Source organism: Nostoc flagelliforme FACHB-838 (assembly GCF_014698065.1).
Lineage (GTDB): Bacteria > Cyanobacteriota > Cyanobacteriia > Cyanobacteriales > Nostocaceae > Nostoc > Nostoc flagelliforme_B.
Genome location: NZ_JACJSI010000046.1, coordinates 22,312 through 42,266, shown reverse-complemented (window position 1 = coordinate 42,266; position 19,955 = coordinate 22,312). Strand labels below are relative to the sequence as shown.

The 19,955-nt window shown below is 41.3% G+C and carries 19 protein-coding genes; 10 read left to right on the top strand and 9 right to left on the bottom strand.

Annotated features, from left to right (window positions below; all coding sequences use genetic code 11):
• Positions 1-2 precede the first annotated feature (2 nt).
• The 3 genes from H6G97_RS21250 to H6G97_RS21240 form a co-directional block, all read right to left on the bottom strand.
• Entirely contained in the window at positions 3-212 is a 210-nt protein-coding gene (locus tag H6G97_RS21250; RefSeq protein WP_190942664.1) for a restriction endonuclease subunit S domain-containing protein, read from the bottom strand.
• Between the two features lie 217 nt (positions 213-429).
• Positions 430-2,073, bottom strand: a complete 1,644-nt coding sequence (locus tag H6G97_RS21245) for a type I restriction-modification system subunit M (protein WP_338421806.1) — start codon at positions 2,071-2,073, stop codon at positions 430-432.
• An 87-nt stretch (positions 2,074-2,160) separates the two neighbouring features.
• The gene (locus H6G97_RS21240; protein WP_242055045.1) at positions 2,161-2,310 is read right to left on the bottom strand and encodes a hypothetical protein; all 150 of its coding nucleotides are present in this window, start codon (positions 2,308-2,310) and stop codon (positions 2,161-2,163) included.
• Here H6G97_RS21240 and H6G97_RS21235 point away from each other — a divergent pair.
• Both H6G97_RS21235 and H6G97_RS21230 read left to right on the top strand, forming a co-directional pair.
• A complete protein-coding gene (locus tag H6G97_RS21235) occupies positions 2,297-2,668 on the top strand; it encodes a hypothetical protein (RefSeq protein ID WP_190942663.1) in 372 nt (123 codons plus the stop codon). The two genes, H6G97_RS21240 and H6G97_RS21235, sit on opposite strands and share 14 nt — an antisense overlap.
• Positions 2,669-2,692: 24 nt before the next feature.
• A complete protein-coding gene (locus H6G97_RS21230) occupies positions 2,693-2,980 on the top strand; it encodes a hypothetical protein (protein ID WP_190942662.1) in 288 nt (95 codons plus the stop codon).
• Positions 2,981-2,999: 19 nt separating this feature from the next.
• Here H6G97_RS21230 and mutL read toward each other — a convergent pair whose 3' ends face one another.
• Together mutL and H6G97_RS21220 are read right to left on the bottom strand one after the other, a co-directional pair.
• Complete coding sequence (mutL, locus tag H6G97_RS21225) at positions 3,000-4,733, bottom strand: DNA mismatch repair endonuclease MutL (protein ID WP_190942661.1); 1,734 nt, start codon at positions 4,731-4,733, stop codon at positions 3,000-3,002.
• 428 nt (positions 4,734-5,161) lie between these two features.
• On the bottom strand, positions 5,162-6,211 hold the full coding sequence (locus H6G97_RS21220) for an adenosine deaminase (RefSeq protein WP_190942660.1): 1,050 nt from the start codon (positions 6,209-6,211) through the stop codon (positions 5,162-5,164).
• Between the two features lie 366 nt (positions 6,212-6,577).
• Here H6G97_RS21220 and H6G97_RS21215 point away from each other — a divergent pair, with 366 nt between their 5' ends.
• Positions 6,578-6,787, top strand: coding sequence for a hypothetical protein (locus H6G97_RS21215; RefSeq protein ID WP_094352741.1), 210 nt, complete (start codon positions 6,578-6,580; stop codon positions 6,785-6,787).
• A 398-nt stretch (positions 6,788-7,185) separates the two neighbouring features.
• Here the strand turns inward: H6G97_RS21215 and H6G97_RS21210 are convergent, their stop codons facing one another.
• From H6G97_RS21210 to H6G97_RS21200, 3 genes are all read right to left on the bottom strand, one after another.
• Positions 7,186-7,497 (bottom strand): threonine dehydratase, encoded by a 312-nt coding sequence (locus H6G97_RS21210; RefSeq protein WP_190942659.1) that lies wholly within the window; start codon positions 7,495-7,497, stop codon positions 7,186-7,188.
• A 129-nt stretch (positions 7,498-7,626) separates the two neighbouring features.
• Complete coding sequence (locus tag H6G97_RS21205; RefSeq protein WP_338421804.1) at positions 7,627-8,505, bottom strand: phosphodiester glycosidase family protein; 879 nt, start codon at positions 8,503-8,505, stop codon at positions 7,627-7,629.
• Positions 8,506-8,701: 196 nt separating this feature from the next.
• A complete protein-coding gene (locus tag H6G97_RS21200; RefSeq protein WP_190942658.1) occupies positions 8,702-10,870 on the bottom strand; it encodes a PAS domain S-box protein in 2,169 nt (722 codons plus the stop codon).
• Between the two features lie 1,307 nt (positions 10,871-12,177).
• Between H6G97_RS21200 and H6G97_RS56005 the strand changes: the two genes are divergently transcribed.
• The 7 genes from H6G97_RS56005 (at position 12,178) to H6G97_RS21165 (ending at position 18,787) form a co-directional block, all read left to right on the top strand.
• The gene (locus H6G97_RS56005) at positions 12,178-12,270 is read left to right on the top strand and encodes a PEP-CTERM sorting domain-containing protein (protein ID WP_199349517.1); all 93 of its coding nucleotides are present in this window, start codon (positions 12,178-12,180) and stop codon (positions 12,268-12,270) included.
• 926 nt (positions 12,271-13,196) lie between these two features.
• The gene (locus H6G97_RS21190; protein ID WP_190942675.1) at positions 13,197-14,540 is read left to right on the top strand and encodes an adenylosuccinate synthase; all 1,344 of its coding nucleotides are present in this window, start codon (positions 13,197-13,199) and stop codon (positions 14,538-14,540) included.
• Positions 14,541-14,609: 69 nt separating this feature from the next.
• Positions 14,610-15,215, top strand: a complete 606-nt coding sequence (locus tag H6G97_RS21185; protein ID WP_190942657.1) for a 50S ribosomal protein L25/general stress protein Ctc — start codon at positions 14,610-14,612, stop codon at positions 15,213-15,215.
• 99 nt (positions 15,216-15,314) lie between these two features.
• Complete coding sequence (locus tag H6G97_RS21180) at positions 15,315-16,826, top strand: bifunctional aminoglycoside phosphotransferase/ATP-binding protein (protein WP_190942656.1); 1,512 nt, start codon at positions 15,315-15,317, stop codon at positions 16,824-16,826.
• Between the two features lie 131 nt (positions 16,827-16,957).
• A complete protein-coding gene (locus H6G97_RS21175; RefSeq protein WP_190942655.1) occupies positions 16,958-17,464 on the top strand; it encodes a hypothetical protein in 507 nt (168 codons plus the stop codon).
• Between the two features lie 98 nt (positions 17,465-17,562).
• Positions 17,563-18,354, top strand: coding sequence for a YdcF family protein (locus tag H6G97_RS21170; RefSeq protein WP_190942654.1), 792 nt, complete (start codon positions 17,563-17,565; stop codon positions 18,352-18,354).
• 211 nt (positions 18,355-18,565) lie between these two features.
• Positions 18,566-18,787, top strand: coding sequence for a hypothetical protein (locus H6G97_RS21165; protein ID WP_190942653.1), 222 nt, complete (start codon positions 18,566-18,568; stop codon positions 18,785-18,787).
• Between the two features lie 5 nt (positions 18,788-18,792).
• Here H6G97_RS21165 and H6G97_RS21160 read toward each other — a convergent pair whose 3' ends face one another.
• The gene (locus tag H6G97_RS21160) at positions 18,793-19,014 is read right to left on the bottom strand and encodes a ferredoxin-thioredoxin reductase variable chain (RefSeq protein WP_190942674.1); all 222 of its coding nucleotides are present in this window, start codon (positions 19,012-19,014) and stop codon (positions 18,793-18,795) included.
• Positions 19,015-19,955: the final 941 nt, after the last annotated feature.

Sequence of the window (19,955 nt, the reverse complement as noted above, 5' to 3'; positions counted from 1 at the left end):
ACTTATTTGCTAATTTTTAAATGTTCTTCCAAAGAAATATAAGAACAGTTTGCAAAACTTACCTTATTATCAAAAATCTCTTTACCTTTAATAAAAGGAATACCGTAATTTACATAAGTTGGAGTTTGGTGTACACCATCTCTGATAGACTCTCTAACCATATCCCCCAACTTTACAATTTTCCAATGAGGCGGCACTTGCATTTGATCCATTCCTACCCCTCTTTCATATTCCATCAGCAATAATAAAATCAATCATTTAATTTTTATTCTTCCGATAAACGCGAAAATCACTATCTAGCTCAACACACAACTCGCCGTAATCAATTCACTCATTCTTACCATTTTAAATTCATCAATCACTATTTGTTCTTTATCAATTCCTTGAGTCATTATCCTATCCTCCTGAAAAAATTAATCCAAACAAAATCTAAAGTCTCAAATTAGCAAGCACCTCAGCTAAATCTTTATCTGCCCATTCCCTCTCTTGTCTTGCTACTGCCAAATCTGTCAAAATATCCTCAATGGAACGATGCACAACTTTATCGCTAACATCTACAAACTGCGACGGACTAAGATTATAATACGCTTCCCTCAACTCTTCTAACTTAACAACTTTACTCAGCTTCTCTCGCGTTTCCCAATTGCAATAAACCTCATCAACCGCCTTAATTCCTTCCTGCGTCAAAATATTCTTCGGATCGCCCTTCACAAAATAATCAGCAGCATTAATCAGCAAAAACTCGCCTTTACGATTGAGAGGTTTCAGGCGATTTAACAAAATTATCACCCCTGGTGCAGTCGTGTTATAAAACAGGTTTTCAGGTAGCAAAATCACCCCTTCAACTCTATCCCTTTCCACAAATACCTTGCGAATGTCTCTTTCTTGATTTTTGTTCTGACTCCCCGAACCGCGAGACACTGCACCTGTATCCAAAACAACCGCCGCCCGTCCATTATCTTTTAGCGATGCCCAAATATGCTGCACCCATCCCCAATCTGCTAAAGATTTGGATGCAATTCCGTCCTGAAACCGTTCAAAAGAATCTTCCTCATAAGCATCTGCGCCGTAGTTGTCCTGATTCCACATCGGATTAGCAACCACATAATCAAAGCGCATTACCTTTTTGTCAACCGTAAATTTAGGTTGCCTGAATGTATCGCCAATCTCAATTTGTGTGTCAGTAAAATCCTGCAAAAACATATTCATTTTAGCGATCGCAAAAGTTGTCCAGTTCAACTCTTGCCCAAATAACCGAGGTGCTTTACTCTCCTCCCCTGGATGCTTGCGGTTGAATACCAGACGCGGCTTAGTCAATAACCTACCCGATCCACAAGTGGGGTCATAAATCTTCGTGTAGGGTTCAGGGTCAATAATTTCCGCAATCAACCAACCCACCTCTGATGGTGTCAGAAACTCCCCCGCACTTTGCCCCTGTCCTTCGGCAAACTTCCGCAGCAGATACTCATAGGCTTCCCCCAAGACATCCGCATTGGTATTCTTCAACCCCAACCGATGCCGACTGATGACTTCAATCAAGTCTTTCAAACGGTCATCATCCAAAACGCGTTGATTGCTTTGCTTCTCGTTATAATCCTTCAGCGTCAGCGTTCCCGATAATCCAGGGTTGCGCTTTGCCACCTCCCGCATTGCCGTTGTGATAAATTCTCCTAAGCCATCTTTAGGATGAAAGCGAATCGCATCCCAACGGTATTCGTGGGGGACATAGTAACGCACAATCGGCTGACGGTTATTTTTAATTGCATCTTTGTGATCTGCTTCAATGAAAGCACGGGCTAAGTCTCCACCCCCAAATTTCTCGGCGCATTTTTCATACTCATCATCAAATACATCAGACAGCCGTTTGTAGAAAATTAGCGGCAGAATAAAATCCTTGAATTTTGGTGCATCCGTCGAACCGCGTATCTTACAAGCAGCATCCCACAGCCATTGTTCCATTGCGGGAATATCCAAACGCTCATCAGCTTGGTTCGCTAACTGTAGAAGTGGTAAATCTCCAGAACCATTTTCCTCTGCTTGCTTTTTACTGTTTTTCCTTGTTCCACGCGGCACTTTATTTAACTCCTGCGTTAGCGAAGCTCGTCGTTGGCAAAGCCTCTCGTAGAGAAGACATCGCTTCTATCTTATGAAACAGAATCCCTATTTTCCCAGTTTCTCGGCTAATTGTTGATAAATGATATCTAACCACACAGGAATCACAGGTTGACCTTGTTCTAGAGATGCGATCGCCTTTTTTCTGTCAAACTCCACAAGCTCAAGCGAACGCTCCTGTGCTTTGGACAACAACATAAACCGCTTACCTTTACCTGAAATAAATAACTCCGGCTCTGGTCAGCCTGCACGGTTTTACACGAGTGCGATCGCATTGGTGAACTACATCTACAAATCTTGGTTTGCGTTGATGAAGCGATCGCAGTTCCAACTAGAAGGCAAAATTCGCTGGTTGGAAATGCTTAACAGTGATGTTGAATTGGTCGAAAATAGTGGTGTCAGCTTAGATAGTCTTCGTACTAAAGCTGCTAAAGTTTTGGCTGAATTTGCTCCCCTTAGTACTGCTGAAACTCAATCAACGAATGTAAAAAAAGCTAAAAAGCCCAAAAAACCTCAAAATTTAGATAGCAAGAGTTTATCAAAGAACTTATTTTAGTCCTATCCCAAGACAGAAGATAACTTGACTCGTTGTGCGATCAGCTATTTGCTCAAAAATGGTTGCAAAATCAAGGATAAAGAGGAAGACGCTAAAAAATTTACTCAACGCCGCCGTAAACTTGAAATACAGATTGAACGCCTCAGAGAACAGCTAGAGGCAAGAATTCCCAAAGGTCGAGATTTAACCGATGCCAAATGGTTAGAAACTATTGTCGTTGCTACTCATAACGTTCCAACAAATGAGTCCGAGGCAAAATCTTGGCAAGACAGCCTTTTAAGACAATCTAGTAAAACGCCACTTGCGGGATAGAGTTTCCCGCCGACTTCCATCAAATTCCATGACTTTTACCAATTACCCAATTACGCCGGAAAAACCGAGCTAAAGCTGATTCTTCTAAAGATAAATAAATTGGGCGCCCGTGGGGACAAGTGCGAGGGTTGCGAGTGCGTTGCCAATTATCTAAAAGTGTTTGCATTTCTTGTTGATTCATAGGTGTACCATTACGAATGGCACTGCGACAGGCGACGGCTACTTGGGCTGTTTGTAAATCGCCTCCCCAACTAAGTTCTAAAATTGCTTCTGCACAGTCGTCTCGCTGTTGCAAAGGTGCGGGTATGTTTCGCACTGCCCAAAGTTGTTCGCCAAAGGGGTCTATTTCTAAACCGATGCGTTGCAATTGCGATACTTGCGCTGGCGATAATTGATAAAGAATAATTGGCGGTTCGACGGGAACAAGTTGCCAATCATCACACAATTGCTCATACAAAACTCGCTCATGGGCAATGTGCTGTTCTACTAACCACATTCCTCCAGAATGTTCCGCCACAATATAAGTGTTGCTAACTTGAGCAACAGCTTTCAAGGTGTTAGGAGTTTTGTGATTTTCATTGGGATTTTGAGGATTGAAATTGTAGCCGCCTTTTGCTTCTGCAACTTTGAGTAATTTACTAACTCGTGTTGTGTGGACAGCTTCTTTGAGATTGTTAGAAGAGATGCTGAGTGCTTGGTTAATTGCTTGGGTAATTTGCTCTTGCCAATAAATGATTTCGTTGAGGTAAATTTCTGTTTTTGCTGGATTGCGATTCCAATTAATTTGCTCGGGGGAAATGGCAAGATGTAGGAAACAAATTGGATAGCGATCGCGTGGTAATGTTCTATGAAATGCTGATAATATCGTTTGCTCTAATTCCGGTGTCTTAACCATCCGTCCGTTGATGGCTACACGCACCCAATCTGGACGATGACGATGACAGCGATCGGGTAATCCTACCACTAAATTTAGTGAGGAGTGAAGAGAGACGCGATTAATCGTGTCTGTACTGGGAAGAGATACGATTAATTCTGTCTCTACTGGGGATTGGTAGGGAGGGTTGGGTATTTCGAGTTTCACTTCTTGCAAGTCACCTTGTCGTACTTGCGTTAAAATCTGCGGTATTAATTGTCCAGTTGTCGCGGCGGGAGAAATGGTGAACCATTGACGGTCATTTTGGCAAACTTGCCAGGTGACGTGGGGATGACACAGGGCAATTTGGTGAATTGTGGCTTGCACGGCTTTCATTTGCTGTGCTGCTGTGGGCAATCCTTGACGACGAGATGAGCAATTACCGAAAAGATGAGAAACTGTCACTACTGTACCAGGTGCGATCGCAGTTACTTCAAGTTGCACAACTTTCCCACCATCGCCATAGCTAATCCGCCATCCTAATTTTCCACCCACAGGACGACTCAAAATTTCTAAATCTGCCAGAGTCGTCAAACTATGCAACGCTTCACCACGAAACCCCAAGCTGTTAATTTTCCATAAATCGGCACTAGAGCGAATTTTACTAGTGCTGTGGGCTGTGGCTGCTTGCTGCAAATCATCCAGGTTCATTCCACAACCATTATCTGCCACACGAATTCGCCATTGCTGCGGCCATAGAGAAACCACAATTCGCGTTGCACCTGCGTCTAGGGAATTTTCTACCAATTCCCGCACCACAGAGGCTAAAGAGTCAATTACCTCACCAGCTGTAATAAGATATACGACTTCTGTTGGTAGAGCTTGAATAGTAGATGCCATAAATTATAGTTTATAGCTTCTGGGGCAGAGGAAGAAATCAATTAAAAATTATACCCTTTACAGTGAAGCAAGCTACGCGCAGCGTATTGCCCTGAGCTTGTCAAAGGGTCTTTTAAATAATAAAAAGACTGGGGAAGATGTAGCTTTAGCTTACCCTTAGCTGGGGAGATAAGAAAGCGAATTAACGAGAAATTTTGATTAATTGTCAATAAAACTCAATTGAAAGGCGATTTTTGGTAAATTGCTTATGAGACGATAACCACGAAAAGCTTATGAGTAATAGTTTAGTTGCTGATGTCCATGATTTAAAGACCCGTTTGCAATGGGGTCAACCAGGTTTTACAAGGCAAAGGGGGAAAGGTAAATTCAAATCCTTTCCCTTTCCCCTTTTCCCCAAAACCCGAAAAGTATTGACCTCTAGCTGGTCGTTAATTACTATCCCTTGTTGCCAAAACTTTAGGTGGTTCAGGTTTGAGTAAACCGTTCAACAGGGATGCGGGACGTTGGCTGTAAGGCCAAGCAAAAGCATGGCGGAAAGCTGCATCCTGACAAGCTTGTAGTTGTTCAAAACTAATAATGTTGTAAGTCAAGAGATTTTCATACTCAAACGGTAGACGTACATTGTGCAATCCAGCATTATCAGTACAGATAGCGATATCGACCCCAGCATTAAAACAACGGTCAAAAACTAATTTGAGTTGACGGATATCCTGCAAAGTACCAGTTTGCAGGTAAGTTGTCGGGCAAACCTCTAAACATTGTCCGCGTCGAGCTACATCATTAAGTAACTCTGGATATAGTAGGGGAATTTGGATGCCGTGGCCGATTCGCATGAGATAGGGTAATAGTTCGGGGTAACAGCCAGCGGTGGTTTCATATAGATGTCCGGTAGTGTTAACGCCCAGCGATCGCGCATAATCATATAGACTAATCCATTCTTCTAAGCGATCAGCATAATAGCTATCACCCCCTGCTACATCTACTGCACAGACATACTGTTTATTTTGTGCCGCTAAATCAACAATCGCCTTGTTCACCTCATAAGGTAGGCGCGTGTGCATACAGAGAATTTGGCTAGTAACAATTGGATATTCTGGCTGGTGGCTGGCAAGTCCTACTACTTGCACAATTTCTGCCATCTTGTCAATTCTTTCCGCTTGACTCAGATGCTCAGGTGTCCGCAAATAGGGAGTGTAGCGCAGTTCCAGATAAGCCAAATTTTCAAATATATAAGCACCCCGCACCAAGCGATAGATGAAGTAAGGCAAAGTCTCCACAGTTTGCACACTTTCTACCAAGGTGTGTAACTCTAGATACTCATCTAAGGTGTTGCGTGGACGGGTGTAAAAATCTTCAAATTGTGAATAGTCAGTAAAGCGGGAAATCAACTCCGAAGAATGTCGCTCAAAATATCGCCATAAAACTCTTGGTACGACCGAGCCGCCCAGATGTCTATGTAATTCAGCATATAAAGCCATAGTGGTATTTTTATGTAAAAATTTCATCGATTGTAACAAAAACATAGAGAGAAAAAATTTGCACTCGAAAAAATTTAGCTCGAAAGAAATTGGAGCGGAGGTTTCTCACCATCTGAATTGTTCAAATGGGGCTTTCCGTCTACAGCCTGCGATAAGGTAGCGATTTTATCCTTATTTTCGGAAAATCCAGCATTTATATAGTCTTTTGAGCATAAATAAACTTGACATTATCAAGATTAAATTGATAGGATTAAAGACTTTAATTTTTGTGTTATACTTAAATAAACATTGCTATTGTTGAAGAAGTGAAATATAGGAATATATTTTTCCTTTAACGAAGCAAACTCCTGGCAAGGTTGGTATTAATTGAAAATTCAAGCGTTGGAAGTCAAGGCTGGCGATCGCATTATTGCTTACTGCAACAACAAAATGCAAACCTGCAAGGTAAAACGCATTTTAGATCCCGGTCAAGCTAATATCACACTATCAGTATTTACCTCTGAGAATTATCGCGGTTGCTCAGTTTCATCTATAGTCCGCTTTCAGAGCAACGCATTAGTTGATTTGGTAAGTTAAAAATCAAGTAAACATTCAATCTCAAAAATATCTCTAGCTATTGTCTAGCCTCAAACTGGATATAGTTATTATTAAAGGTGCGATGCCTGTGGCAGGCTACGCCTATGCACAGACAAATCCGTTAATTGTGGCTGGATAATTTTCCAGAAAATACAAAGTGGTTGTAGTAAGCTATTCCACATATATTCTGGATATCTAAATTTAATCAAAGTCTTGTGGGGTGAATATCTTCATTTGCACTAATTAGACATCTGGTAAAAATGAATGTAGAGACGTAGCACTGCTACGTCTCTACAAAGCTTATGGATAATGTATATTTAATTTCACCAGATGTCTATTATGGAAGTTAAAGGTGGAACCGCTTATTACTCAACTCACCCTCAAGTTGATAGCTTTTGTTAGTTCTTTTTCACATTACGAGCCATGTTGAGGTAGTAATCGTCAAGTTTGGCATTAGGACGACGGCTATTAGTGGTGGGAATTTTAGGAGTGTTATCCTGATTCTGTTCAATTAGCTGTTTAGCAGAAGCTTGCTTTGTACCTTGTGCATCATCAGATTCCAAGAAATAACCAGAACTAGTTAATCCGAAAAGGTTGGCAAAAAAACCAAATAAATTTCTGAAAAAATTAGAAAAACTTTGGAATAAAACACCAAAAAAGCCTTCAAAACGAAGGAACAAGTTCCGAATAATTTGAGTTAAACGAAGCATGATAGCACCTTCAATCATTGCCTATTATCATTTTGACTCAATTTGGCTTCGGAGATTGATTCTATGGCAAAAATCTACCAGTGGGTAGGTATAGCTCAACTAAGAACTAAGATTTACTTCCTATAGCCCCTAATTTTCCTGAACCAGCAAAACCGACTTCACCGGACGCTTGATAGAATTTCCTTCCAAATCAACCTTCCCGTAAAAAGTTTTGCCATTGTAATAAAGCGAAGACGAACTCCCCCCATCCAGATTCATCGCTTGATTAGCACCAAGAGTTTTCATAAAATCAGCTAATGCTGGCAACGACACCCCAGAGTTAGCGGGAGCCGAGGGTTTTTGAGCCACCATAACTAAAACAACGCTGCCATCACGGGTAATACCCACGGCAGTTCTGGCATTGGGTTGGTTGCTGCCAAGTGCATCTCGTTTATTAGCATTATCGACAAAGCCCTCTTTTGCTAAAGTGATTTCTGGTAAAAGGCTTGGGCCTGCACCTATAGCATCGACTAACCGACAACCTACTGGTGGTGATTGACTATGTAGCGCAATAGAATAGCGGATAGTTTGCCCACACAAGTAGCGGCGGAATTCTGCGCGATTGAATATTTTACCCAGATAAGGTTTTAAGTTGGGATTGTTCACCAGTCGCTCATTTTCCTTGGGATCAGCGACCAACTTCCCTTGTATGACAACATAAGATGTAGTCTTTTGGTTGGCTGGGTCAAAAAAGCCTGCATTCAAGATAGCTACGGCTCGATGCTTTTGGGCAAATTCCTCTACGGTGCCTACCTTCTGTGATAGTGCAGGAGTTACCAAAAATCTGCTATTAGCTGGAATTAACACGATATGAGCGATGCTTTGGGGTAAAGTGCGCTCGAAGTAGCGAATAGTTTTTGGTGGTGAAGATGCAATAGTGGGTATTAAAGGTGTTGAAGAACGGAAATTAAACCACAACACCATTGCAAAACTAATTAATATTAAAGCCAGTAATCTTATTTTTTTCACATTTAAACCCACTTGCGGTTAGCTCAAATAAAACATGATTAAATATTAAGATGTTATTGCGAGTGTTTGCGGAGCGTCTCGAAGAGAAGCAATCCCAGAGACTTTGCGATTGCTTCGTTTCACTCGCAATGACGGGATATATTATATTTATTTACGCCAATTTACTTAACAGCTTTTAATTGTGCAGCAAAATCAATTAGCCATCTCCTGTAACTGATTCTAGTTCTGGAGACAGCGAATGCACTTCTCTCGATGTTGAAGCAGGCAAGTACACTGTAAATTGAGTCCCTCTGCCTACCTGACTGTAAACATTGACAAAACCACCGTGATTCTTAATAATACCCAATGCTGTAGAAAGTCCTAAACCTGTACCTTTGCCTACCTCTTTGGTAGTAAAAAATGGCTCAAAAATTCGTTGCTGGACTTCCGACGACATCCCCATACCAGTATCCGTCACCACGATCGCAATATAAGAACCCAGTTCAGCATCAATATTTATCTGGGCAGAATGTTCACTAACCACCAGATTTTCCGCCACAATTCTTAAAATACCACCATTGGGCATGGCATCACGGGCATTAACTACTAAATTTATCAGCACCTGATGTAATTGCGTTGCGTCTCCACGCACACACCACAGATTTTTGGGAATGTCTGTTTGGCAGATGATGGATTTGGGGAATGTTTGATCGATAATTTGCTCAATTTCTGCCATCAACGGCTGAATTTGGACAATTGTCTGTTTTCCTGCCGTGCCCCGTGCAAAAGATAACACTTGTTTGAGCAGATTAGCGCCACGTTTAACATTATTTTCTAAAGTTTGTAGTATTTGCTGACTCTGCGAATCGGGCAATTTCTTCTGCAACAGTTGAACTGACATTAAAATTGGGGATAGTATATTGTTCAGGTCATGGACGATACCGCCAGCTAACGTACCGATACTCTCTAAACGTTGCGATCGCAGAAGTTGAGCTTCCAGTTGTTTCTGCTGCGTAATCTCGGTATTCACACTCAAAATGGATTTGGGTTGTCCATTATCATCTCGGATCAGTATCCACCGACTTTCAACAATAATTACTTTGCCTTCCCTTGTCAGTTGATGCAACTCACCCCGCCACTCACCCGTATTCATTACCGTCAAGCAAGCATCTTCTAGCTGTGGTGAAATGTCTTTATACAAAAGTTGCAAAACATTTTTACCCACAACTTCCCCAGTTTCCCAACCGTATAGACGTTCAGCACCTTGATTCCAAAACAAGATTTGGTTGTGGATATTTCGCACCAAAATCGCATCACTTGATACATCCAGCAGCAACCCTTGTTCACGGATTTTCTGTTCTGCTTGTTTTTGCTGGGTTATATCTCGCATCAGTGCCAAATGAATAAACGTACCATCGGATTCGTTACGCAATGGTACGGCATGAGTTTCCATGTAGCGGCGCGTGCCTTTGAATGCAACGATTTCAAACTCCAAATTCCCCTTATTACCTTGGCAGACACTTTTATGCAAGTCGGCAAAGGCTGCTCTATACTCTGGTACAATTACGGCATTAATTGGTAAACCAATTAATACATCAGCAGTTTCCACTTCCATCATTGCCAGCCCTTCTGCATTAATTTCTAAAAGGGTGCCATCCCCGGCAATTAACTGGATGCATTCTGGTTCTGCATCTATCATGGCTCGTAAACGGTTTTCGCTTTGGCGTAGGGCCAATTCCGTCTGCTGAAGTTGCCTGATATAACGCCACAACAAATCATACAGCAGTGCCACCAGCACTAAATCCACAATAGCAGCGATAAAAAACGTAACTATCGCCTTTTGGGAACTAGCTTGTGACTGCTGCATTCCCTGCTGTAATAAGTTTTGCTCTGCTTTTAAAGAGTCGTCAATCAACTGTTGAATTTCTTTGCCGACTTGCTTATCTTTATAAGATAAGATTAGCTGCTGAACTACTTCTAACCCCTGGTTTTGTCTAAGGTAAATTTCTTGTTGCAAAATGTTGAGTCTATTGGTAATTTTCGGCTTCAACAACGAAATCCACTGCTGCTTTTGATGGTTCTTAGCAGTTAATTTGCTAAAAATCTGAATATTGCTATTAGTTTGTTGATCAGCTGCAATATAGGTTTGTAAATCATCTGCATCTGCTGTAATTAGGTAATTGCGTTGTGCAGTCTCAGTATCTTTGAGTGCAGATTTAATACTTTCGAGTTGAGTAATCACTTTATATGAGTCTGTTACCCATTGCTGATTGTGAATCAGCTTAACAGTGTTGCTATATGAAACTACAGCATTAGTAAATATAATTGCCAAAACTAGGATGAATATTGCTTTCAGCTTTTGAACTCGATACCATTTTTTGCTCATGCGATCGCCCTTCCTGCCGCAGATGCCCTCCATCAGTTAAGATTAAAGATTAAAAATAAATACTGAGAATATTTTAAGATTTTTGATGGCACGGGTAACAAAATACAATCTATTAAAGTTGTAAATAACGGGATTTTTGGTAATGATAGTTTATACATAATAGTTAAAAATAAATCCGCTAATTTTTAATATAAATTCATTTTTAGCCGTAGTGTTACCAATGCAGCTCGGATCAGATAATTTGCCTATCCATAATATTTGTAGATACGCTGCAATGCAAGATATTTTGTTGAGAATTTTAATTAACCGCAAAATTACAGGGATTTCCTGATTGGTACTAATTCCCCAGTCAAACAGGCAAAGGTGGGTCAATTATCGGCTCACTATCTCCCGGTTTTGCAGCCGAGTTATTCACGATAGAATAGATTAGCACTTTTTCTGTTCGTGCAACAAGGCTATTTATTGTAAAAAAATATTGTATCACTGTTAACAATAAATATTTTTTAAACAAATAATAAAAATAATATTTATTATTTATGATTATTTTGAATAAAAATCCCTGGTAGGGGGATTGTTATACATTAAATATTATGTTTTTAATTACTTATCACCTGATTTAGGATAATTTTAGATGTTTACTAAAATTTGGAAACAATTTCTATTAGCAGTGGTAGTTTTACCTTAAATTAGTCAGCCGTTTCAACACACGTTATCTGGTTTGACTACAAAAGCGGAGAATATAATCTCTTATTTGGTCATCCAGAAGATGACCCAGAACCTTACCAAACATCTAAATTTAAGCAAGTTACTGCTTATAATGCAATCAGGCAATAAGTTCCATTTAATATTAACCAGATAGAAGATAAATTATCTCTCACTCCTAATAGTGAAATTGCAGCCTTAACTGGATTTCTTGATAATGGCTATTATGCTAGGATATCCGACAATGAATCTCGCAGTATTTCCGAGCAGTAAATTAACCAATACCAAGACGTAGGTCATTACCTGAAATATACAAAAGCTCATTATGATTGGTCTGAAACTCTGGCTAAACCATTCAATTTACCATTAGAAATAGTATCCTTACAGAATCCTCTTGCAGTCAAAGCAGGAGATAACTTAAAGGTTTAAGTTCTTTACGAAGGAAAACAAATTCCAGATGTTACAGTAGAATACTTAGGTAAAAAATAACCGGAGATCAAGACGGTATTTTCTCCATTCCCGTCGGTGAGGGAAGATTAAAACAAGTTGAAGCTAGTTATACGATTGAGTCGGCTACAAACCCTAAACTTTCTTACGAAACTAGTTTGACAGCACAAACAATTTCTGTTCCCGAACCATCGACATTAATTGGTCTTGGCGTACTCGGATTACTGACATTACGCAAAAAAAGTTTTTAATTTGAACTTAGTGGGAAAAGTCAAATTTTGGATGGGCTTCTCCATCACTTACTCTTGCTGCTAGTGAACCACCATAAGGCAATAATGAAAATAATTCAGTTTTATTAAAGCTTTAATTTGTGTTGGTTATCACAATCCTTCTTTAAAAGGCATTCAAACTTTTGAAAGATTTTTGTCAACGAGGCAAACGCTAGCATTGCAACTAATAGGTTTAATCTTATTCTCTGGCTTTTTAGCCTCTGATCGCTCAGGAGATTTTTTTTATTAGGTAATCAAATGCTCCCTTAGCAAATGAAACCTCAAGGTTAATGCAACACCATCTGAATAGATGCGACACATATTAACCATTGGTTATGATTAATGACCAAAGTGCAATTGTAATGGTGAGTGCATGGGCAACTGCGAATTCAAAAGAAATTTACTTTTATATACCCAATTAATGATTTATTTTAGTTTTAATAAAGAGTTATATATTTGAAGAAAATCTCCGATTTATGTCGTTTATGGCCCCATGAATTTTTACAGTTAAACCGCGTCTACCTTGAAAACCATAGTTTTTTAGAATTAGAGTAAAGCTCAGAACTCAAGCCACAACCGAATAATACACTCTCCTTCAAAACTCCAGGTTTCAAAATGAACAAGGTTTATTTAGATAATTTGGGAATACTTTTTAGTTTTTATTAGTAAATATAGCGGTTCCCATTCAGATACGGTACAAGATTATATTGCAAGGTGTAGGGGCACGACAGTGCCGTGCCCTTACGGGTGTACCTCACGTAAACGAGAACCGCTATAACAGGCGTTTGCCCTGCTCATCCCCCAATATATAGATATAGATGTGCGCCCCTACTACAATTAGCTTGACATGAATCACTCAATATGCTAACAATAGTAGTTTGTGGAAACTTTACTTCTTAATTAAGCTCTTGGCTAACGTCATTGTCATAGGTGCCCAATGGGGCGATGAAGGAAAAGGTAAAATAACTGACTTACTCAGCCGTTCAGCAGATGTTGTAGTGCGTTATCAAGGGGGTGTCAATGCTGGACACACGATTGTAGTCAAAGGTCAAACCTTTAAACTGCACTTGATTCCCTCTGGTATCTTGTATCCAAATACCGATTGCATTATCGGCTGTGGAACAGTCATCGATCCACAGATTTTGATCGCAGAACTCGACCAACTAAAAGAATTAAATATTTCCACTGACCACCTGCTGATATCTGAGACAGCCCACGTAACCATGCCTTATCATCGGTTGATTGATCAGGCATCTGAAGAGCGACGGGGAAGCCATAAGATCGGCACAACGGGTCGGGGCATTGGGCCGACTTATGCTGACAAATCTGAACGTACAGGGATTCGGGTTTTAGACTTGATGGATCCTGATGGGCTACGTGAGCAGTTGGAGTGGACGATTAATTATAAAAACGTCATTTTAGAAAAGCTTTACAACTTGCCGCCTCTAGATCCACAAGAGGTGATTGAACAGTATTTGGGGTATGCAGAACGCTTGCGGCCTCACGTTGTTGATACATCGTTAAAAATATCCGATGCGATTGTGCGACGGCGCAATATTTTGTTTGAAGGTGCACAAGGTACGCTTTTAGACTTAGATCATGGAACTTATCCTTATGTCACCTCCTCTAACCCTGTAGCGGGGGGGGCTTGCGTTGGTACAGGGATAGGGCCGACAATGATTGACCGAGTAATTGGGGTGTCGAAAGCCTATACAACACGCGTGGGAGAGGGGCCATTTCCTACGGAATTAGATGGAGAGTTGGGAGAACTATTGTGCGATCGCGGTGCCGAATTTGGCACAACCACCGGACGCAAACGGCGCTGTGGCTGGTTTGATGCTGTCATCGGTCGCTATGCCGTGCGGATTAATGGCATGGATTGTATGGCACTCACCAAACTGGATGTTCTTGATGAATTAGACGAAATCCAAGTTTGTGTAGCTTATGACATAGATGGCGAGCGCAGCGAACACTTCCCTACCAGTTCCCGTAAATTTGCTAGATGTCGCCCCATCTACAAAACCTTACCAGGATGGAAAGTGTCAACAACTCATTGCCGTACTCTAGAAGACTTGCCACAGCAAGCACTGGACTACGTAAAATTCTTAGCCGGATTGATGGAAGTCCCGATTGCGATCGTCTCGCTAGGAGCCAGCCGCGATCAAACCATAATCGTAGAAGACCCCATTCACGGCCCCAAACGCGCTTTATTGCACCCTGATGGCACACCTGCAACCTTGCTAAGTGCGTAAATTAGTTATTAGTCATTTACTAATGATTAATGACAAAAGACAAAGGATAAATGACAAAGGATAACTTCTATGGCTATTACAGTCGAATCTCAAAAACGTGCAGAAGGCAGCAAGCCAAGAGCTTTGCGCCGTTCTGGATTGATACCTGCCAATTTGTATGGTCATAAAGGTACAGAGTCCATTTCTTTGACCATTGATGCTAAAACTGTTGAGCGCTTGCTCAAAAGAGTTTCCGTCAACAATACTTTGATTGAGTTGAATATTGCTGATGCACCTTGGCGTGGCAAAACCTTGCTGCGGGAACTTCAGATCCATCCAGCAAAAGGTACGCCTTACCACCTCAGCTTTTTTGCGGTTGCTGGCCACGGCGACACAACTGTAGAAGTGCGGTTGCGTTTTGTGGGAACTGCTGTTGGTGTTAAACAAGAAGGTGGTGTGTTAGACACCGTAATCACCGAATTGCAAGTAACTTGTGCGCCAGAAAACATCCCAGATGTAATTGAAATCGATGTCTCTAATATGCAAATTGGAGACAGCTTGAGTATTGGTGATATACCCTTTCCTGAAGGTGTAACACCTCTAGCTGAATCAGAGCGGCTTGTTGTGAGCGTTTTGCCACCACAAATTAGCGCTGAAGATGCTGGGACTGAAACTGAAACTGAAGCAGTTTCTTAAGCTAGGTAAACTGTGTAATAATTTTTGATGATGCCAGGGGGAAACTCCTGGTTTTTTTGTATTTGAACCGCAGAGGCGCAGAGAGCGCAGAGGACAGAGATGACAGAAGCGACTCTTCCAGCTTTTATTGAGCAAATGTTGCAACCTGGATTTTATCCCCATCCGGTAACAGAACCTATTCAACTCATTCAAACCCACATTTCTTATGTGTTGCTGACTGGGGATTACGCCTATAAACTAAAAAAACCGATGAATTTTGGTTTTTTAGACTTTTCCACCTTAGAGAAGCGACAACATTTTTCTCAGGAAGAGTTGCGGTTAAATCAACGGGGTGCTGGTGAACTGTATTTAGAAGTTTTGCCCATAACTTCAATAGGAGAGCAATACCAGTTAGGGGGAACTGATGAGCCTGTAGAATATGCGCTAAAGATGCGTCAGTTTCCGCAAGAGTCGCTATTAAGTACACTATTTGAACAGGGCAAGTTGAATGAGACACACCTAGAGGAGTTGGGAGGGGTGGTGGCTCAATACCATGCCGAAGCACAGACGAATGATTATATTCGTACTTTTGGTGAAGTCCCAAATGTTCGCGCTGCCTTTGATGAGAATTATCAACAAACTGAGAAGTATATTGGTGGCCCCCAGACACAGGCGCAGTTTACAGAAACAAAGCAATATACAGATAAATTTTTTGCCGAACGTCCAGAATTATTTGCTAGCAGAATTCACAACGATTATATTCGTGAATGTCACGGGGATTTACACCTGAGAAATATTGCCCTGTGGCACGATAAAATTTTGCTGTTCGATTGCATTGAGTTTAATGAGCCGTTTCGCTTTGTCGATGTGATGTACGATGTGGCGTTCACGGTGATGGATTTGGAAGCGCGGCAGCGTAAAGACTTGGGTAATGCGTTTTTAAATGCCTATATAGAGCAAACTGGAGACTGGGAAGGCTTACAGGTGTTGCCATTGTATTTAAGTCGTCAGGCTTATGTCCGGGCAAAGGTAACTTCGTTTTTGCTAGATGATCCGAGTGTACCCGCGACAGTAAAAGAAGAAGCGACAAAAACTGCTGCTGACTATTACAAACAGGCTTGGGAATACACTAAACCGAACCTGGGACAACTAATTTTGATGTCGGGGTTGTCGGGTTCTGGTAAAAGTACCACAGCAAGAAATTTAGCGCGTCAACAGGGAGCAATTCTCCTGCGTTCTGATGCAGTGCGGAAACATTTAGGGGGAATTCCCTTGTGCGAAAAGGGTGGCGATGATTTGTATACATCGGAAATGACCGAGAAAACTTACACACGGCTCTTGGAATTGGGAATTATACTGGCTAGACAAGGTTTTTCGGTGATTTTGGATGCCAAGTATGATAGACAGCAGTTACGGCAAGAAGCGATCGCCCAAGCTACAAAGCACCAACTTCCTATTCAGATTATCCAATGCACAGCACCGCTTGAAGTTCTAAAAGAGCGTTTGAACAATCGCAGTGGTGATATTGCTGATGCCACCGCCGATTTATTGGCCTCACAAATCGAACAAGCTGAACCTTTTACTGAAGAAGAACAACCTTACGTAAAGATTTTCGATACAACTCAAGCATAACAGGCACAATTGAGATAATTCATAATTCGTAATTCGTAATTCGTAATTGAATCGAAAATACGAATTACGTTAGCGTAGCGTTAGCGAGTCCGCGAGCGTCATTAGTAATTAGTTAAGAGCTTTTTTACTCTATGGCAGACAAAAAGAACGACTTTTTCAGTATTTCTCCCAGCTTCTTTTCTCAGCTGTTATTTGGGGCATTTTTAACATTTATATTAATAATGACCGGCTCTGCACCAGCCCTGAGCATCTTCTTAGGAATCATGGGCGGTTTCATTTTAAGCTGGATCGCGAATATAACCGATAATAGTCCCCAGGCTCCAGCTGTCGCCTCCTCTGATGGTGTGGATACAGGATTGAAATACTGGTTATTTTTCATGCTGGGCTTTGTATATTTGGGGTATCCAGCACCTATGAGTATCTTGCTTGGTGCAATAGGCGCTTTAGCTGGAGGCTGGATTACTGCTTGGTGGGGAAGTAAGGAAGAAACTAGAACTCAGTTGCAAGGTGAAGAGTCAGAAGAGGGCGGAGTTGAACTAACAAATGAGAGGTTTAACAAACGTCAAACAAGAAGAGCCGGTCGCCGTTACCGTCGCAGCGCTGGAAGTAGTTTCAATTTCAAGTTTTGGGAAAAGTAGGGATTGGGGACACTTCTCTACGAGAGGCTGCGCCAAAATCCTCAATCTCAAATCTCGAATACTTTGACAAAGCTCAGTACAAGTCCCCGACCTCCAGTATGTTTTTATATCTATCCAAGTTACTACCACTATTTTTTTATCCACTAGGATTAGCCTGTGTAAGCTTGGTAGTCGCATTAGTAACTTTGGGGAAACGACCACGGACTGCTGCGATCGCAATTGCTTTTGCCCTCACTTTATTGCTATTTTGCAGTAATGCTTGGATTGCTAAATCATTAGTGCGATCGCTTGAATGGCAAAATCTTCCACCCGCTCAAATGCCAGTTGCAGAAGCGATTGTGGTTTTGGGTGGCGCAACTAAATCAGCTTTTCCCCCAAGACCTACTGTCGATTTGAGTGAAGCAGGCGATCGCGTGATTTATGCTGCACAACTATATCGCCAAAAAAAAGCACCTATAATCATTCTCAGCGGTGGTCGCATTGATTGGCGTGGGAGTGGTTCACCAGAGTCGGCAGATATGGCAACAATACTCACATCTATTGGTATTCCATCTGAGGCGATTGTCCAAGAACCTGATTCTTTCAATACTTATCAAAATGCTGTAAATGTCCGAAAAATTTTGTCATCTCGTGGTATTCGTCAAATATTATTAGTAACTTCGGCAATGCATATACCGCGATCGCTTCAAATTTTCCAGCGTCAAGGAATCAATGCCATTCCTGCACCTACTGACTTTCTTGTTAGTGAAGGTGAGTTGCAAGAACTCGGCAGCACTCCCAAAGCCGCTATACTAAATTTATTACCTGATACCGACAACTTGCACCAATTTACCATCGCTTTAAAAGAGTATATTGGTTCTTTTGTTTATCGCTTACGCGGTTGGCTGTAATCAAGTTAAGAATTTTTAGAAAGTTATGAGTTATGAGCGATGCCCTGAGTTTCGACTGCGTTCAACTACCGCTGCTGGTGAGCAAAGTCGAACCATGCCGTTGGCGCAGCCTCTCGTAGAGAAGGGTTATAAGTTATTAATTAGAAAGTACGATAATTGCCTGAATTAAAAACTCTCCACTCCCTATTCTCTATTCCCGACTCTTAGCTTTATGTCTAAAAACTTACCTTATATTGTTCCATCCCCTCAACCACAAGTTGAGGAAGCTTTTGCATCTTACCAAACAACCCATCAGTTTTACCACGAAGTTCGCTCACGGTCGGAGTTTCAGCGTTATTGTGAATGGTATTACACAACAGCAGAGCAAAACCGTCAAGAGCTTAAAAGAATGCGCGGCGAACTGAATATTTTTCAGTGGTTTCGCCGCCGATAAGTGATTTAGATGACTTCTAACTCATTTTCACGTAAATGGGCTTTAAACTTTTTAGTAAACTGGACTACAATCGGCAGATTAGCGCTTACAGGTCTGTCTCGCCATTGGCTGGCAATACCTATTACATCACCTTCTATGCCTTTGATGTCAAAAGCCTGATTCCGATGTTCAGGATGATGATACACTACTACCGAATCTTTAACACGGACGCGATCGCCAACTTTCATAACAACATTTACACCTAGCATTTGCTTTTCCACAAGTATCTGCTACAGAATATATGATTAAATCGCTTAAAATTTGATTTAATCAGCTATTTCTTGACGTTTTATCGGGGTGCGGCGGCGCATTTAACCCTCTGCGTCCACGCAAGGCAAGGCGTTGCGGTGACTTCAGCGCTTTAGGCGACTAGCATTAGCGACGTTCGCCAAAGCGTCTTTTCAGAAGGAAAAACGTCACCTGCAAAGGTTTCCCACAGCAGTTCCTTCAATTTGGTACTGCCGCACGTCTTAGCAATCTGTGCGGACTTTTTTAAGTTTTTGCCGCGTTAATTATGTATCGCCCTTACCCTTCATCTTTATCCCAAAAGTAGGGATATGAAACGAAATAAGCAGACTGATGTACTTAGTACTTTGGCAAAAAGATATCTAACCTTTTTATCTTCACTCTAGGATGTTCCCCAGGTCAACTCTCTCACCAATTTTTGATAATAGCAGACGCGCTGTTATGAGCGAATGTACTCTTCTTTTTTGAGAGGCTACGTTGTACACATCAGTCTTCTAGAGTTGCTCCATAAGCTTTTGCTCCCCCCAACGCTCTTTTTAACGTAAGACCGTTTCATTTCTCAAAACAGGTAAAATTGCAAGGGTTGAGGGGATAAAAATAGCTCTTTCCAGGAAATTTGTAAAATTTCTTTTTTTCTTTGCACCACGGACACTTTGCTCAAGTCGGTAAACCCGCCCATACAAGTGTCCTCCTCTGCGTCTGGGCGGTTTAAAAGTCACTTTTATAACTACATAAATGCTGATAACACAGAGTAAAGAACTGAAAAAGGAATTTATTGACCAAAATTTTTACCCATCTTGAAAAATCTTCTAAGTTAACATATACCCCAATATAGATTCACTCTCCAGAATTAGCCTTTACAGTAACTAATAAGAGGAAATTT